Raw genomic sequence first — 16,518 nt, 5'->3', positions numbered from 1 at the left:
GAGCCATACAGGGGAGTCTTCACGAATAGTCCTTAAACGAGATCGGCGGCTGCCCATGCGGGACACGGCGCCTCATCGATCAGTACCGCGCAGTGCAGCGGCACACGGGGGAAAAGTTGCAGCAGGTCGGCGTTGCGCAGGCGCACGCAGCCATGGGACAGCGGCACACCCAGCGGCTCGGTGTCCGGCGTGCCGTGCAGGTAGATGTAGCGGCGAAAGGTATCGACGGCGCCCAGGCGGTTGATGCCCGGTTCGCAACCACTGAGCCAGAGAATGCGGGTAAGGATCCAGTCGCGACCGGGAAACTGCTGGTGCAACTCACTGGACCAGACCTCACCGGTCCAGCGCCGCCCGCGCAAAACCGCACCGAGCGGCAAGTCCTCGCCGATCTTCGCCCGCACCTGATGACGGCCGCGTGGCGTGCAGTTAGAACCACTGCGCTCCCCCGCCCCATTCAGAGCCGTGGAGACGGCCAGGCGCAGCACCAATCGCCCGTCGGCGAAGCCGTACAGGCATTGATCAGCAATGGAAATATGCAGGAAATCGAGCGGGCACATGGGCGGCTAGCTTAGCCGATCAGCCCGCTCGGGCACAGCCGCAATCAGCCTTTCGCGGCGACTGCTACCTTGGCTCTCGGCTTGAGCTGAGCACTGGCCAGCGCCTCATCGTTGACCCCGGTCTCCGAGCGCATGCCTGCGGCGAGGAACGGCACCATCAGGCGCATGACCTGCTCGATCGAGGTATCCACGCCAAAATCGTTCTCGGCAATCGCCCGCAACGCCTTGATCCCGGACATGCTGAACGCCGCGGCACCCAGCATGAAATGCACGCGCCAGAACAACTCCAGCGGCGGTATGCGCGGCGCGGCATCGTGCAACAGCACCAAGTAGCGACGGAACACCTTGCCGTACATGTCTTCCAGGTAACGCCGCAGGTGCCCCTGGCTCTGACTGAATGCCAGGCCCAGCAGGCGCATGAAAATGGACAAGTCGTTACCGCTGCGCGGTTTGACTGCCAGCGCCTGCTCTACAAGGATTTCCAGCAACTCTTCGAGGCTGGCCTTGTTCTCCGGCTTGCCCTGACGGCGATCCAGTTCCTTTTCCAGGCTGGCGCAGAACGGGCCGAGGAAACGCGAGAACACCGCCTGGATCAGCGCCTTCTTTGAGCCGAAGTGGTAGTTGACCGCTGCCAGATTGACCCCAGCCTTGCTGGTGATCAGGCGCAGAGAAGTCTCGGCGAAGCCTTTTTCCGCAAACAACTGCTCTGCAGCATCGAGAATGCGCTCGACAGTTTCTGACTGAGCCATGAATTATCCACCTGACAAACACTTGTTTGAAACATACGTTTCAGGCCGATGCCCTGTCAAGCCTCGCAGGCCCATTCATGGCTGACCAGTCACGCATTTAACCATAGAGCAGATTGGCAAAACCTTGCGCAATGCCGGCAAGCCGCAGAAACAGCCACAAGGCCCTGACCGAAAAGAACTGTTGCCAGGCCAATATCACTGTATATAATCACAGCAACTGTATAAACAGACAGACGACCATCATGCTCAAGCTCACGCCTCGCCAAGCTGAAATCCTCGCCTTCATCAAGCGCTGCCTGGAAGCAAACGGTTACCCGCCTACCCGCGCCGAAATCGCCCAGGAGCTGGGTTTCAAGTCGCCCAACGCCGCCGAGGAGCACCTCAAGGCCCTGGCCCGCAAAGGCGCCATCGAGATGACCCCGGGCGCTTCGCGTGGCATCCGCATCCCTGGCTACGAGCCGGAGGCCCAGGAAGAAGAAGGCCTGCCCATCATTGGCCGGGTTGCCGCCGGTGCGCCGATCCTGGCCCAGCAGCATGTCGAAGAGTCCTGCCAAATCAATCCAGGCTTCTTCCATCCACGTGCCGACTACCTGCTACGGGTACGCGGAATGAGCATGAAGGACATCGGCATTTTCGACGGCGACCTGCTCGCCGTACACACCACCCGCGAAGCCCGCAACGGCCAGATAGTAGTCGCCCGCATCGACGACGAGGTCACGGTCAAGCGCTTTCAGCGCAGCGGCAACAAGGTGCTTCTGATTGCCGAAAACCCCGAGTTCGCCCCAATCGAAGTGAATCTGGAAGAACAGGATCTGATCATCGAAGGTTTGAGTGTCGGCGTGATCCGTCGTTAACGTGCTACGCCACTAAGTCGTAAGGAGAGCTTCATGCAGTTCCCGCAGTCGCTGAATCGTTCGCAACTTCCGCTGTTCGAAGCTTTCCTGGGCCAGAGCCTGACCCCTCAACTCACCGATAGCGTTGAACTGCCCTCCTGGGCAGAAGAATCGGAGCCCTTCAGCGAGCTGTCGCTGTCTGGCTCGATGAATCACTGCCGCCACCTGCTGGGCCCGGTACTGCGCGAACTGAGCCAGAATCAGGACGCCCGCTGGCTGACCCTTATCGCCCCACCCGCCGGCCTGACCAATGCCTGGCTGCGCAGCGCCGGACTCAATCTGGATCGCTTGCTGGTGCTGCAGCCGCGCTCTGGACAGAACAGCTTCGATCTCGCCAGTGAAGCGCTACGCCTGGGCCGCAGCCACACCGTGATCAGCTGGATCAAACTGCAGCCAGCACAACGCCTGAGCCTGAGCTGCTCGGCCCGACTGGGCAGCGCACAGAGTCTGAATATTCGCCTGGACTGACTGGCCAGAGGCAGCAACTGCCCCGCCTGAAGTCTGCGGAAGATGTTTCTGTAGAAAGAGGGTATTGCGCTAACGCTTGCCTGAAGTGATCAGGTAGCACTCATGCGGGCTGGATCAGTGCAGCACCCGCGGCTGATCGTCATGCTCCATATCGCCTTCGGCGAGGCGACCAGCCATTTGCACACCAACGTTCAGCATGGCCTTGGCCACCTCGACGTGCTGCCCCTGCAGAAAGGCTTTGGCATCGGCGGAGAAATCCAGGGTCACCAGGGTTTCCTCATCCTCGGCACGGCGCAGGGCAATGCGGCCGTCAGGAAGCTCGACGATTTCCAGGAAGGATGTAGGCATAGCAAAATTCTCCAATCAGACGGGCAGTGTACCAGCCAAGAGATAACCGCCCTAGCCCACCCATCCCTTAGAATCTGTTCAAAGTCTGCTGCGCGTCGGCCATGTTGCGTTGAAATCGGGCTCAGCAAGCGGCTTGCCGCTAACGCGCTTTAGCGCGACCCGAAGGGCGAGTGAAACGAGTCATGCTCATTTACAACTCGTAAACTGCGCTTCTTCGCCCGACTTCGCCTTGCCTGACTCTAGCTCGCGAGACTTTGAACAGGCTCTTAGCACTCAGCACTCGCTGAGCGACTCGCGAAACCGCAGGGCCAGCTGCTTGAGCTGCTGGCGCCAGGCTTCCAGCTCTTCGCGCCCCAATTGCGGCACTTCCTCTTCGACACTGACCGCCTGGATCAGCGGCAAAGTCGGATCGACCTTGGCCGTCTTCGGCGCCTGTGGCGGCTGGAACAGCTTGGCGTAAGCCTGCAGCAGTTGCGCCAGCCAGGTCTCCGACTGCTGCGCCAACTCGACCAGCTCGGCTAATTCAGGACTCGGCGCTGCCTGCAACACAGCCTGATTCAGCAGCAACTCGGCACGCGGCACATTGGCTTCCGGCAGACGGTAGTAGCCAGCAATCTCATGGCACAGCCCGAGCAACGCGCCGTACAGATGGAACAGCGCAGCCTCACGCTCGGCCTGCACCTGCCCCTGACCATGCATGGAGGTGCCTGCCTCAGCCTTGCGCAGGTTCTCCAGCGCCAGACCGGCGAAATAGATCTTCTGATTGGTACGGGTATACAGCTCATGCGCCATGGCAAGGCCCTCCAGACTTCATGCGAAGCCGATTACCGGCCGGCGCGCCAGGCGCGCCGGACTCGGTCACTCAGCCCTTGCTTTCCACTTTCCACTTGCCGCCCGAAAAGAAGGCGCGCCAGCCGGTGGGTTTGCCGTCCACCTCGCTCTGCACATACTGCTCCTTGGTCTTGCGGCTGTAGCGGATAACCGCCGGACGGCCTTCCGGATCTTTCTTCGGTGCATCCAGCAGGAAGTGGTATTTGGGATCGATCTCGTCTTTATGCGGGATCAGCTCCAGCACCAGTGGCGCACGGGTTTCGCGGTTCTTCGGGAACTGGCTGGCAGCCAGGAACAGACCGGAAGCGCCGTCACGCAGCACGTAGGTGTCGTTGACTTTCTCGCACTTGAGCTCGGGCATCTGCACCGCGTCCATCTTCGGCGGCGCCGCCTCGCCGCTGCGCAGCAGCTTGCGGGTGTTCTTGCAGGTGCTGTTGGTGCAACCGAAGAACTTGCCGAAGCGGCCGGTCTTCAGCTGCATCTCGCTGCCGCACTTGTCGCACTCCAGGCTCGGCCCTTCGTAGCCCTTGATGCGGTACTGGCCCTGTTCGATCTCGTAGCCCGAGCAATCCGGGTTGTTGCCGCAGATATGCAGCTTGCGGGTTTCGTCCAGCAGATAGGCATCCATCGCCGTGGCGCAGATCGGGCAGCGGTGCTTGTTCAGCAGCACGCGGGATTCAGACTCGCCTTCGTCATCGGCGGCGATTTCGTCACCCGGAATCAGGTTGATGGTGGCCTTGCAGCGTTCTTTCGGCGGCAGGGCGTAGCCGGAGCAGCCGAGGAACACGCCGGTGGAGGCGGTACGGATCATCATCGGCCGCCCGCAATCGCGGCAGGCGATATCGGTCAGGGTCGGCTGGTTGGCACGCATGCCGCTGTCGGCTTCTCCAGCCACTTCCAGCTTCTTCTTGAAGTCGCCGTAGAACTCGTCGAGCACGTGCTTCCAGTCGCGCTCGCCCTGAGCGACGTCATCCAGATGCTCTTCCATGCCGGCGGTGAAGCCGTAGTCCATCAGGTTGGAGAAGCTTTCGTTGAGGCGCTCGGTGACGATGTCACCCATCTTCTCGGCGTAGAAGCGACGGTTCTGCACCGCCACATAGCCACGCTCCTGGATGGTCGAGATGATCGCCGCGTAGGTCGACGGACGACCGATACCGCGCTTCTCCAGCTCCTTGACCAGACTGGCTTCGGAGAAACGCGCCGGCGGCTTGGTGAAGTGCTGGCTGGGGTCAAGCTTGATCAGCTTGAGCGCCTCGCCTTCGTTCATATCCGGTAGTACGTCGTCTTCGCCCGGCTTGCTCTGCTGCGGCTGTGCCTTGGTGTAACCGTCGAACTTGAGGATACGGCCCTTGGCGCGCAGCTCGAAGGTGCCGGAGGCCACGGTGACGCTGGTCGACAGGTATTCGGCTGGCGGCATCTGGCAGGCGACGAACTGGCGCCAGATCAGCTCGTAGAGGCGCTCAGCGTCGCGCTCCATGCCGGAGATCTGAGTCGGACGCAGGTTGACGTCGGACGGACGGATCGCCTCATGCGCCTCCTGGGCGCCCTCCTTGCTCGAATAGACAGTCGGCTTGGCCGGCAGGTACTTCTTGCCGTACTCGCTTTCGATGAAGCCACGCACCATCTCCACGGCATCGGCCGAGAGGTTGGTCGAGTCGGTACGCATATAGGTGATGTAGCCAGCCTCATACAGGCGTTGGGCCATCATCATGGTCTTCTTCACGCCGAAACCGAGACGATTGCTCGCCGCCTGCTGCAGGGTCGACGTGATGTAGGGTGCCGACGGCTTGCTGCTGGTCGGCCGGTCTTCACGCTTGGCGATGCTGTAGGCGGACGCCTTGAGCTTCTCCAGCGCGGCCATGGCCTGGGCTTCGTTGACCGGCTTGAAAGCCTCGCCCTTCTCGCGCACCACTTCGAAACGCACGGTGGCGGCCTTGGCGGTGCCGAGGTCGGCGTGCACTTCCCAGTATTCTTCCGGGACGAAGGCGCGGATCTCTTTCTCGCGCTCGACCACCAGTTTCACTGCCACCGACTGCACACGGCCGGCGGACAGGCCACGGGCGATCTTCTGCCACAGCAGCGGCGAGACCATGTAGCCGACCACGCGATCGAGGAAGCGCCGCGCCTGCTGGGCGTTGACCCGGTTGATGTCCAGCTCGCCGGGCTTGGAGAAGGCCTCCTGGATGGCCTTCTTGGTGATTTCGTTGAACACCACGCGCTTGTAGCGGCTGTCATCACCACCAATGGCTTCGCGCAGGTGCCAGGCAATGGCTTCCCCCTCGCGATCCAAGTCAGTTGCGAGATAGATGGTGTCGGCATCCTTGGCCAGGCGGCGCAGTTCCTCGATCACCTTTTCCTTGCCGGGCAGAATCTCGTACTTGGCCTTCCAGCCATGCTCCGGATCGACGCCCATGCGCGACACCAGCTGGCGCTTGGCCTTTTCCTTGGGCGACAGCGCCGGCGCTTCGCCAGCGGCAGCCTTGCCACGCTTGACGGGCTCCTTGGCGCTACTGGCCGAACCGCTGGTAGGCAGGTCACGGATATGGCCGATGCTCGACTTCACCACGTACTGGTTGCCCAGGTACTTGTTGATGGTCTTGGCCTTGGCCGGGGATTCCACGATGACCAGCGATTTGCCCATGGATTGGAAAATTCCTGAATTCTGAGAGTAAAAGCGGGCGGCGCCGCTAAAGGCACCGCTATATATAGTGGCCGTCGAGGTGAGGTCAAGCGTGCTGCTTGCTCACTCCTTGGCGAAACGTGCCGGTTCGGCCTCGATCAAAGCAAAGCGCGGGACTGTCTCGCCGTCCACCTCGACCGTGCTGCAGAACATCTCCAGCGGCCTGACCCACAGGCCAAACTCGCCGTACAGGGCCTGGTAGACCACCACATCCTCTTCCGTCTCGGAATGCCGGGCAACACCGAACACACGGTATTGCGGGCCTTTGTAGTGACGGTACAAGCCGGGTTGCAGCTGCATGATTCGACTCCCGAAGCGGGTTACCCAAAAACAAAAACCGGGGCACAGGGCCCCGGTTTTTCCATCTCGAAACGCTTAGACGCGTTCGAAGACGGTGGTGATGCCCTGGCCGAGGCCAATGCACATGGTCGACACACCGAGGGTGCCGCCATTCTGCTTCATCACGTTCAGCAGGGTACCGGAGATACGCGCACCGGAGCAGCCGAACGGGTGACCCAGAGCGATGGCGCCGCCGTGCAGGTTAACCTTCTGCTCCATCTTGTCGAGGAGTTTCAGGTCTTTCAGCACTGGCAGAGCCTGGGCGGCGAAGGCTTCGTTGAGTTCAACGAAGTCGATGTCGTCCATGGTCAGGCCGGCACGCTTGAGGGCTTTCTGAGTCGACGGCACCGGACCGTAACCCATGATCGCCGGATCGACACCGTGTACGGCCATGCCACGTACCACGGCCAGCGGCTGGATGCCGAGGTCCTGGGCGCGCTGGGCGGACATGACGATCATGCAGGAAGCGCCGTCGGTGATCTGCGAGGAAGTACCCGCAGTCACGGTGCCGCCTTTCGGGTTGAACGCCGGCTTCAGCGCAGCCAGGCTTTCCAGGGTGGTTTCCGGACGAATGGTTTCGTCGAAGTCGAACACCTTCAGGAAGCCGTTCTCGTCGTAGCCTTGCATCGGGATGATTTCATCCTTGAACTTGCCTTCGACGGTGGCTTTGTGGGCCAGGCGGTGCGAACGCTCACCGAACGCATCTTGCTGCTCACGGCTGATGCCGTGCATCTTGCCGAGCATTTCCGCGGTCAGACCCATCATGCCCGACGCCTTGGCGGCGTACAGGGACAGGTGCGGGTTCGGATCAACGCCGTGCATCATGCTGACGTGGCCCATGTGCTCCACGCCACCAACCACGAACACGTCGCCGTTGCCGGTCTGGATCGCCTGCACGGCAGTGTGCAGGGCGCTCATGGAGGAACCACACAGGCGGCTCACGGTTTGCGCAGCACTGGTGTGCGGGATCGGGGTCATCAGCGACGCCATGCGCGCGATGTTCCAGCCCTGCTCCAGGGTCTGGTTGACGCAGCCCCAGATCACGTCTTCGACTTCAGCCGGGTCCAGCTTGGTGTTGCGTGCCAGCACGCCACTGATCAGGTGTGCCGACATAGTCTCGGCACGGGTGTTGCGGTGCATGCCACCTTTGGAACGACCCATCGGGGTACGGCCGAAGTCGACAATGACTGCGTCTCTCGGATTCAGGCTCATATCTCTACTCTCGCTCTGATCGTTGCGCGATTAACCGAAAAACTTCTGGCCGTTTTTGGCCATTTCGCGAAGTTTGGCGGTCGGGTAGTACAGCGCGCCCAGGTCGGCATATTTGTCAGCCAGGGCCACGAATTCGGCTACACCGATGGAGTCGATGTAACGCAGTGCACCACCACGGAAGGGCGGGAAGCCGATGCCGTAGATCAGGCCCATATCGGCCTCGGCAGCGGTTTCAACGATGCCGTCTTCCAGGCAACGAACGGTTTCCAGGCACAGCGGGATCATCATGAAATTGATGATGTCTTCGTCAGTCAGCTCACGCTGCTCGGTCACGATGGACTTGAGCAGGTCGTAGGCAACCGGATCAGAAACCTTCTTCGGCTTGCCGCGCTTGTCCATTTCGTAGGAGTAGAAGCCTTTGCCGTTCTTCTGGCCCAGGCGATCTGCTTCATACATCACGTCAACCGCAGTACGGCCTTCAACAGCCATGCGATCCGGGAAGCCTTCAGCCATCACGTCACGGCCGTGGTGGCCAGTGTCGATACCGACCACGTCGGACAGGTACGCCGGGCCCATGGGCCAGCCGAACTTCTCCATGACCTTGTCGATACGCACGAAGTCGACACCGAAAGCCAGCAGCTTGGAGAAGCCACCGAAGTACGGGAACAGCACGCGGTTGACCAGGAAGCCCGGGCAATCGTTGACCACGATCGGGCTCTTGCCCATCTTCTTGGCGTAGGCAACGGTAGTAGCCACGGCTACATCGCTGGACTTCTCGCCACGGATGACTTCAACCAGCGGCATCATGTGCACCGGGTTGAAGAAGTGCATGCCGACGAAGTTTTCCGGACGCTTGAGGGCCTTGGCCAGCAAGTTGATGGAAATGGTCGAAGTGTTGGAAGCCAGGATCGCGTCTTCGCGAACCACACCTTCCACTTCGGCCAGAACGATCTGCTTGACCTTCGGGTTCTCGACTACGGCTTCGACGACGATGTCGACGTTACCGAAATCACCGTAGGACATGGTCGGACGAATGCCGGTCAGGGCTTCAGCCATCTTCGCTGGCGTCATGCGGCCTTTGGCAACGCGATTGCCGAGCAGCTTGGAAGCCTCGGCCAGACCCATCTGGATACCCTCTTCGCGGATATCCTTCATCAGGATCGGGGTGCCCTTGGAAGCGGACTGGTAGGCGATACCGCCACCCATGATGCCCGCGCCCAGTACGGCAGCCAGTTTCACGTCACGCGCGATTTCGTCGTGCTGCTTGGCTTTCTTCTTCAGTTCCTGGTCATTCAGGAACAGACCGATCAGGCTTTCCGCAACCGAAGTCTTGGCCAGCTTGACGAAGCCAGCGGCTTCCACTTCCAGCGCTTTGTCGCGACCGAAGTTGGCAGCTTTCTGGATGGTCTTGATGGCTTCGACCGGAGCCGGGTAGTTCGGGCCGGCCTGGCCAGCAACGAAACCTTTGGCGGTTTCGAAGGACATCATCTGCTCAATGGCGTTGAGCTTGATCTTTTCCAGCTTGGGCTGACGCTTGGCCTTGTAGTCCAGCTCGCCGGAGATGGCGCGCTTGACCAGGTCCAGAGCCGCTTCCTGCAGTTTGGCCGGAGCGACGACAGCGTCGACCGCGCCTACTTTCAGGGCGTCGGCAGCTTTGGCTTCCTTGCTGGAAGCGATCCACTCGATGGCGTTGTCGGTACCGATCACGCGCGGCAGACGCACGGTGCCACCGAAGCCCGGGTAGATACCCAGTTTGACTTCAGGCAGGCCGACCTTGGCGGTCTCTGCAGCAACGCGGTAGTCAGCGGCCAGGCACATTTCGAAACCGCCACCCAGGGCGATGCCGTTGATGGCCACTACGGTCGGCACATTGAGGTCTTCGAAGTCGCTGAAGATCTTGTTGGCTTCGAGGTTGCCGGCTACCAGCTCTTCGTCGGGCAACTTGAAGTTATCGACGAACTCGGTGATGTCGGCGCCGACGATGAACACGTCTTTGCCGCTGGTAACGATTACGCCCTTGATCGAACCGTCGGCCTTAATGGCATCCACGGACTGGCGCAGCTCGCTCAGAGTGAGACGGTTGAACTTGTTAACGGACTCACCCTTGAGGTCGAAATTCAATTCGACGATGCCGCTCTCAAGAGCCTTAACCGTGATGGCTTTACCTTCGTAAATCATCAACTGATCTCCACGGTATGGAAGCTGAACAGTACACATCGGAGCCAACTAGCAGGCTTGCCCGCGGCGCAGCCGTCGAGCATAGCCGCAATCGGCCAGGTACACCCACCGATGCGATAATCGGGCTGTATAGGCGCTGCCGAGGTCGGCAAACGCACAATTCATACGCCCGTTTGATTTGGGTGAGCACACATTCTGTGAAAACCCGACAATTGTCAATTGCCCGTCACTGGCGCAGCAAATGAGCACAGCGTCACGCAATGACCAGAATCGATCTTGCAGCCACAAAAAACGAGCTACACCCGCATTCCAGAGCACTTCACAGCTCTGATGACCGACATTCACCGGACAAATAATGCTGCGAACAGTGGCGCTAAACCTATCAGGCCAGCTTCGCCAATGCACCGGCAATTGCGCTCAGCTCGACCTCGCCGCCACGCTCGCCCCAGTACAACGCAATCATTTGCGCCCCGGCCTCTACCTTGTAGACATCCGCTGGCAATTCGCGCAGACATTCCTGCAACACGGGATCGCCACAGGGTTCGCGCCACTGGTTGAGCCACAGCCCCGGAGCGCTCTGCCAATAGCTCCAGCAGTCATCACGACCACGGCGCCGAGGCCGATGGTACTGGGCACAGCTGCCCGGCGGGCTGGACTCCAGCCAATGCGGCCACTCCGGTTGCGTCAACTGCATGCCCAACCCCAGACGACGCGCCGCCAGACGCTGCGCCATCTGCCCACTCTGCCGGCGCGAAGGGCGCAGCCAGACCAGCGGACTGAGCGCCATAGCAACCAGCAAAACCACGATCCACCCGGTCATATCTGTCACCCTGCGGCAAAAGCCTGTGTTATGAAGCAGGCAAGCCATACTGTTTATAAAAGGCTGCCTCAACCAAGGAGGAAACGCTCATGCCCTATCAGCACATTCTGATTGCCGTCGACCTGACCGAAGAATGCCACCCGGTGGTGGTTCGCGCCCTGGAGCTGGCGACCAGCAGCACTGCCAAGGCGTCGCTGGTGCATATCATCGAACCGATGGCGATGGCGTTTGGCGGGGACGTCCCGATGGATCTGTCACTGCTGCAACAGCAGCAATTCGACCAGGCCCGTGAGCGCCTGCAAAGCTTTGCCGGACGTTATCCACAACTGGTCAGCGAACAGCGCCACTTGGTTTATGGCCAACCGCGTCAGGAGATTCACCGCCTGGCGACAGAACAGGGCTGCGACCTGATCGTGGTCGGCAGCCATGGCCGGCACGGCCTGGCCCTGCTGCTCGGCTCAACGGCCAATGACGTGCTGCATGGCGCACCATGCGACGTACTGGCCGTGCGCCTGAAGAAGCCAAGCTGAGAAAGAGGCGCCAAGGCGCCCTATTCGATGGCGTCGCCGGCACTCATGACCAGCGGGCGGATTTTCTGTAGCTGAGTCTCCAGCGACACGGTCATGCTCGACGACATGGAGAAGAAGGTGAGGAAGGCCTTGAGGTTGGAATCACCTTCACAGACATCCAGAATCCGCTGCCAGAAGGCCTGATTGACCAGCTGCAATTGCTGGAACTGCTTGACCAGCCCTTTCAGCTCCCAATCCGGACGACGCCCTTCACGGAAGTTGAAATACTGGCGAGTCAGGTACAGGGAAATGGTGCGCAGGATGAACTCCTGGCTGCTGGCGAACGGCAGGTGGTTCTGCGCCATCGGCTTCAGGCGACCCAGCACCGGGCAGGCACTGGTCGCCATGATCACCCCGAGCAACGAGCGCAAGCCCTCTTCCAAGCCAACCAGCTTGTTGTACTCGCGCTCCGGGGTACGCACCCAGACCTGCGCCTTCTTCACGGCCGGCAAGCCTTGGAAATCCTCGATCACTCGATGCAGATCGACAGCAGCCGGACAATGACTGAACTCGCCCTTATTCAATGGGCAGTTGCTGCACTGGTTATGTTCCAGGCGCGTCCATTTGGGCATCGTTTCAGCACTCTGGGCATCGTACGGCCGGTCCAGCTCGATCCTGTAGCTGAACTGATGGTTGTCATCCAGGGTGATGCGGTACTCAATCGCCATGCGTCTCTCCGACAGGCTCTTCAGGCTTCCAGTTCGGCCCAACGCTCCAAGAGCTGGTCCAGTTCTTCTTGCAGGCTCTGCAGGCGATCCAGCGCGGCCGCGGTGGTAACCGCCGGCTGCTGATAGAACGCCGGAGCGGCGATCTGCGCCTGGAGCTCTGCGAGCTGTTTTTCCAGGGTATCGATCTGCCCGGGAATCGCTTCCAGCTCACGCTGCAGCTTGTAGCTGAGCTTTTTCTTGGCCGCCGCCGGCACTTCCGCCGCGGGTTCCACTACCGGCGCAGCGGGTGCCACCGCGCTCAGTTCTGCTTTACCTGATTTGCTCTCGCCAACACCGAGCAAGCGCGGCGAACCGCCCTGGCGCAGCCAGTCCTGGTAACCGCCGACGTACTCGCGTACGCGCCCTTCGCCCTCGAACACCAGGGTGCTGGTCACCACGTTGTCGAGGAAGGCCCGGTCGTGGCTGACCATCAGCACGGTGCCAGGGAAACTCAGCAGCACTTCTTCGAGCAACTCGAGGGTTTCCACGTCGAGGTCGTTGGTCGGTTCGTCCAGCACCAGCAGGTTGGCCGGTTTGCTGAACAGCTTGGCCAGCAACAGTCGTGCCCGCTCGCCACCCGATAGCGCCTTGACCGGGGTACGGGCACGTTGCGGGCTGAACAGGAAGTCGCCCAGATAGCTAAGCACATGGCGGTTCTGGCCATCGATGGTAATGAAGTCGCGACCCTCGGCGACGTTGTCGATCACCGTCTTTTCCGGCTCCAGCTGGTGACGCAATTGGTCGAAATACGCCACTTCCAGCTTGGTACCCACCTCGATCTTGCCGCTGGTCGGCTGCAGATCGCCGAGCAACATCTTCAGCAGCGTGGTCTTGCCCGTGCCGTTGGCGCCGAGCAGACCGATGCGGTCGGAGCGCTGCAGGACGAAGGAGAAATCGTCGACCAGCTTGGGGCCGCCTGGATGGGCGAAGCTGACGCTCTCCACCACCATCACCTGTTTGCCGGACTTGTCCGCAGTTTCCAGCTGGATATTGGCCTTGCCCTGCCGCTCACGACGCTCGCTGCGCTCCTGGCGCATCTCCTTGAGGGCGCGCACGCGCCCTTCGTTACGGGTGCGGCGGGCCTTGATGCCCTGGCGAATCCACACTTCTTCCTGGGCCAGACGCTTGTCGAACAGGGCATTGGCGGTTTCTTCCGCCGCCAGTTGCTGCTCCTTGTGCACCAGGAAGCTGGCGTAGTCGCCGTTCCAGTCGATCAGGCCGCCACGATCCAGCTCGAGGATGCGCGTGGCCAGGTTCTGCAGGAAGGAGCGATCGTGGGTAATAAACAGAACCGCACCGTTGAAGCCCAGCAGCGCCTCTTCGAGCCAGGCGATGGCGCCGATATCCAGGTGGTTGGTTGGTTCGTCGAGCAGCAGCAGATCCGGCTCGGAGACCAGCGCCTGGGCCAGCAGCACACGACGACGCCAGCCCCCCGACAGCTCGGCCAGGGTCTTGTCGGCCGGCAGCTGCAGGCGGCTCAGGGTGCTGTCCACCAGTTGCTGCAGACGCCAGCCATCCTTCGCTTCCAGTTCCTGCTGTACATGCATGAGCTGGTTGAGGTCTTCGTCGGTGTGGATGTTCTGGCTCAGGTGGTGATAACGGGCCAGCAACTCGCCGACGCCGGCCAGGCCCTCGGCTACCACATCAAATACCGTCCGCTCGTCGGCGCGCGGCAATTCCTGGGGCAATTCGCCGATTTTCAGTCCTGGCGCGCGCCAGATTTCGCCGTCATCGGGCATCTGATCGCCCTTGACCAGACGCAGCATGCTCGACTTGCCGGTGCCGTTACGACCGATGATGCAGGCGCGCTCGCCACGGGCAATTTGCCAGGACACCTTGTCCAGCAGCGGCATAGCGCCGTAGGCCAGGGAAACTTCGGTGAACTTGAGCAGGGTCATGACGAGCAACTTCCAAAAAACCGGGGACGCATTCTAACTGAGTTGCCGGCAATCCATGCTGGCATTTATGCATCACACTTCACGCTAACGCGGCGCGCTTTCACCAACATCGCGCAAAAGGCTAAGCTAGACATATTTGGTGCTCGGCGAAGCCTGCACCCTACTGTCGTCTGCCCGGAAGTGTCATGCGCCGTTCTCTGCTCAGCCTGTGTTCCTGCCTGCTTCTATGCACCTTCAGCCTTCCCAGCGCCCATGCGGCCAGCCTGGCGCAACAACGCCAGATGTACGACGAAGCCAAGCGCGCCCTGGCCAAAGGCGACAAGGGCCCCTACCTGCGCTATGCCAATGCCCTGCGCGACTACCCGCTGGAACCTTATCTGGCCTATGACGAGCTGACCGCTCGGCTGAAATGGGCCAGCAATGAAGAAATCGAGAAATTTCTCACCGAGCATGGCGACCTGCCACAAGCCGGCTGGATGAAGCTGCGCTGGTTGCGCTGGCTGGCCGACCGCGGCGAATGGCAAACCTTCATCAATTACTACGATCCCAAGCTGAATTTCACCGAACTGGACTGCCTCTACGGCCAGTACCAGCTCAAGCACGGCATGAAGGCCGAAGGCAATGTCACCGCCGAGAAGCTCTGGCTGGTCGGCAAATCGCAGCCGGCAGCCTGCGACGTGCTGTTCAACATCTGGCGCGCCGACGGCAAGTTGACCGAGGATCTGCGCTGGAAACGCGCCAAGCTGGCCGCCGAAGCACGCAACTATGGCCTCGCCAGCCACCTGATCAAAGGCCTGCCGAGCCTCGACAAGCAAGGCAAGCTGCTGGTCGAAGTGGCGCAGAAGCCGCTGCTGCTGACCCAGAGCGCCCGCTTCACCCCGGCCGACCGGGCCATGGCCGATGTGGTTGGTCTGGGTCTGCGCCGTCTGGCACGCCAGGACCCGGAGAAGGCCCTGAGCCTGCTCGAGGTCTACGCCAGCAAGATGAGCTTCTCCGACGAAGAGAAAGTCGCCATCGCCCGCGAGATCGGCCTGACCCTGGCCAAGCGCTTCGACATGCGCGGCCTGGACGTGATGAGCAAGTATGACCCGCAGCTGCGCGACAACACCGTCTCCGAATGGCGCGCCCGCCTGCTCCTGCGCCACGGGCGCTGGGACGATGCCTACCAGCTGACCAGCCGCCTACCGGCCGACCTGGCCGCGACTCCCCGCTGGCGCTACTGGCAAGCACGCAGCCTGCAACTGGCACAGCCGCAAAACCCGCAGGTACAGGCCCTGTATCAGCCGCTGGCCAAGGAGCGTGACTTCTACGGCTTCCTCGCCGCCGACCGCATCGAGGCGCCTTACAGCCTGAACAACAAACCGCTGGCCCTCGACCCGCAACTGGTGCAGAAGGTACGCAACACCGCCGGTATCCGCCGCGCCCTGGAATTCCACGACCGTGGCCAGATCGTCGACGGTCGCCGCGAGTGGTACCACGTCAGCCGCCTGTTCAGCCGCGACGAACTGGTCGCCCAGGCCCGCCTGGCTTTCGACAAAGAGTGGTACTTCCCGGCCATCCGCACCATCAGCCAGGCGCAGTACTGGGACGACCTGGATATCCGCTTCCCGATGGCGCACAAGACCAGCCTGACCCAACAGGCCAAGCTGCGCGGCCTGCACTCCAGCTGGGTGTTCGCCGTCACCCGCCAGGAAAGCGCCTTCATGGCCGACGCGCGTTCACCGGTCGGCGCCATGGGCCTGATGCAGCTGATGCCGGCCACTGCCAAGGAAACCGCGCGCAAGTTCGGTATTCCCCTGGCCAACCCGCAGCAGGCACTGGTGCCGGAGAAGAACATTCAGCTCGGCGCTGCCTACCTGAGCCAGGTGCATGGCCAGTTCAACGGTAACCGCGTGCTCGCCTCGGCCGCCTACAACGCCGGTCCGGGACGCGTGCGCCAGTGGCTGCGTGGTGCCGACCACCTGGCCTTCGACGTGTGGGTGGAGAACATCCCGTTCGACGAAACCCGCCAGTACGTGCAGAACGTGCTGTCCTACTCGGTGATCTACGGGCAGAAGCTCAACGCCCCGACGCCGCTGGTGGACTGGCATGAGCGCTTCTTCGACGATCAGTGAAATGCACAACGGGCGCCCGAGGGCGCCCGTTTCGTTTGCATCCTGCGCCCCTGAGCGCCGGACTTTGCCGCTGCTACTGCCTCTAGGAAAATCCGCGTCCTATCTCAACAAACCGTAGCCCGGATGCAATCCGGGAATGGCTACAGAGAAAGCCC

The 16,518-nt window shown here is 61.4% G+C and carries 15 protein-coding genes; 4 read left to right on the top strand and 11 right to left on the bottom strand.

Annotation, left to right across the window (positions count from 1 at the left end):
* Positions 1-32: 32 nt before the first annotated feature.
* The gene (locus HNE05_RS07970; protein WP_173205320.1) at positions 33-557 is read right to left on the bottom strand and encodes a L,D-transpeptidase; all 525 of its coding nucleotides are present in this window, start codon (positions 555-557) and stop codon (positions 33-35) included.
* 44 nt (positions 558-601) lie between these two features.
* The gene (locus tag HNE05_RS07965; protein WP_173205318.1) at positions 602-1,306 is read right to left on the bottom strand and encodes a TetR/AcrR family transcriptional regulator; all 705 of its coding nucleotides are present in this window, start codon (positions 1,304-1,306) and stop codon (positions 602-604) included.
* A gap of 242 nt (positions 1,307-1,548) precedes the next feature.
* On the opposite strand from HNE05_RS07965, the gene lexA reads away from it, so the two are divergent.
* A complete protein-coding gene (gene lexA / locus HNE05_RS07960) occupies positions 1,549-2,160 on the top strand; it encodes a transcriptional repressor LexA (RefSeq protein ID WP_160493274.1) in 612 nt (203 codons plus the stop codon).
* Positions 2,161-2,193: 33 nt separating this feature from the next.
* Complete coding sequence (gene sulA, locus HNE05_RS07955; RefSeq protein WP_173205317.1) at positions 2,194-2,667, top strand: SOS-induced cell division inhibitor SulA; 474 nt, start codon at positions 2,194-2,196, stop codon at positions 2,665-2,667.
* Positions 2,668-2,781: 114 nt separating this feature from the next.
* On the opposite strand, the gene HNE05_RS07950 is transcribed toward sulA, so the two are convergent.
* From HNE05_RS07950 to HNE05_RS07920, 7 genes are all read right to left on the bottom strand, one after another.
* A complete protein-coding gene (locus HNE05_RS07950) occupies positions 2,782-3,015 on the bottom strand; it encodes a hypothetical protein (protein ID WP_173205314.1) in 234 nt (77 codons plus the stop codon).
* A gap of 273 nt (positions 3,016-3,288) precedes the next feature.
* Positions 3,289-3,807: a DUF6586 family protein gene (locus HNE05_RS07945; RefSeq protein WP_173205312.1), complete on the bottom strand. Its 519-nt coding sequence runs from the start codon at positions 3,805-3,807 to the stop codon at positions 3,289-3,291.
* A gap of 70 nt (positions 3,808-3,877) precedes the next feature.
* Complete coding sequence (topA, locus tag HNE05_RS07940; RefSeq protein ID WP_173205309.1) at positions 3,878-6,487, bottom strand: type I DNA topoisomerase; 2,610 nt, start codon at positions 6,485-6,487, stop codon at positions 3,878-3,880.
* Positions 6,488-6,589: 102 nt separating this feature from the next.
* A complete protein-coding gene (locus HNE05_RS07935) occupies positions 6,590-6,826 on the bottom strand; it encodes a DUF1653 domain-containing protein (RefSeq protein WP_173205307.1) in 237 nt (78 codons plus the stop codon).
* Between the two features lie 75 nt (positions 6,827-6,901).
* Positions 6,902-8,077, bottom strand: a complete 1,176-nt coding sequence (fadA, locus tag HNE05_RS07930; RefSeq protein ID WP_173205304.1) for an acetyl-CoA C-acyltransferase FadA — start codon at positions 8,075-8,077, stop codon at positions 6,902-6,904.
* Between the two features lie 30 nt (positions 8,078-8,107).
* Positions 8,108-10,255, bottom strand: a complete 2,148-nt coding sequence (gene fadB / locus HNE05_RS07925; RefSeq protein ID WP_173205302.1) for a fatty acid oxidation complex subunit alpha FadB — start codon at positions 10,253-10,255, stop codon at positions 8,108-8,110.
* A 382-nt stretch (positions 10,256-10,637) separates the two neighbouring features.
* Entirely contained in the window at positions 10,638-11,075 is a 438-nt protein-coding gene (locus HNE05_RS07920; protein ID WP_173205299.1) for a hypothetical protein, read from the bottom strand.
* 89 nt (positions 11,076-11,164) lie between these two features.
* Between HNE05_RS07920 and HNE05_RS07915 the strand changes: the two genes are divergently transcribed.
* Positions 11,165-11,605 carry a universal stress protein gene (locus HNE05_RS07915; protein ID WP_173205294.1) on the top strand — a complete coding sequence of 147 codons (441 nt, stop codon included), beginning with the start codon at positions 11,165-11,167 and terminating at the stop codon, positions 11,603-11,605.
* 20 nt (positions 11,606-11,625) lie between these two features.
* Here HNE05_RS07915 and HNE05_RS07910 read toward each other — a convergent pair whose 3' ends face one another.
* On the bottom strand, positions 11,626-12,312 hold the full coding sequence (locus HNE05_RS07910; protein ID WP_173205291.1) for a DUF6901 family protein: 687 nt from the start codon (positions 12,310-12,312) through the stop codon (positions 11,626-11,628).
* Positions 12,313-12,332: 20 nt separating this feature from the next.
* Entirely contained in the window at positions 12,333-14,249 is a 1,917-nt protein-coding gene (locus HNE05_RS07905; protein WP_173205288.1) for an ATP-binding cassette domain-containing protein, read from the bottom strand.
* Between the two features lie 185 nt (positions 14,250-14,434).
* Between HNE05_RS07905 and HNE05_RS07900 the strand changes: the two genes are divergently transcribed.
* Positions 14,435-16,363, top strand: a complete 1,929-nt coding sequence (locus HNE05_RS07900; RefSeq protein ID WP_173205284.1) for a transglycosylase SLT domain-containing protein — start codon at positions 14,435-14,437, stop codon at positions 16,361-16,363.
* The last annotated feature ends 155 nt before the right edge of the window (positions 16,364-16,518 follow it).

Origin of the sequence: Pseudomonas campi (assembly GCF_013200955.2) — a bacterium.
Lineage (GTDB): Bacteria > Pseudomonadota > Gammaproteobacteria > Pseudomonadales > Pseudomonadaceae > Aquipseudomonas > Aquipseudomonas campi.
The sequence above is the reverse complement of the archived record's forward strand: the minus strand, read 5'-3'. Positions and strand labels throughout refer to the sequence as shown.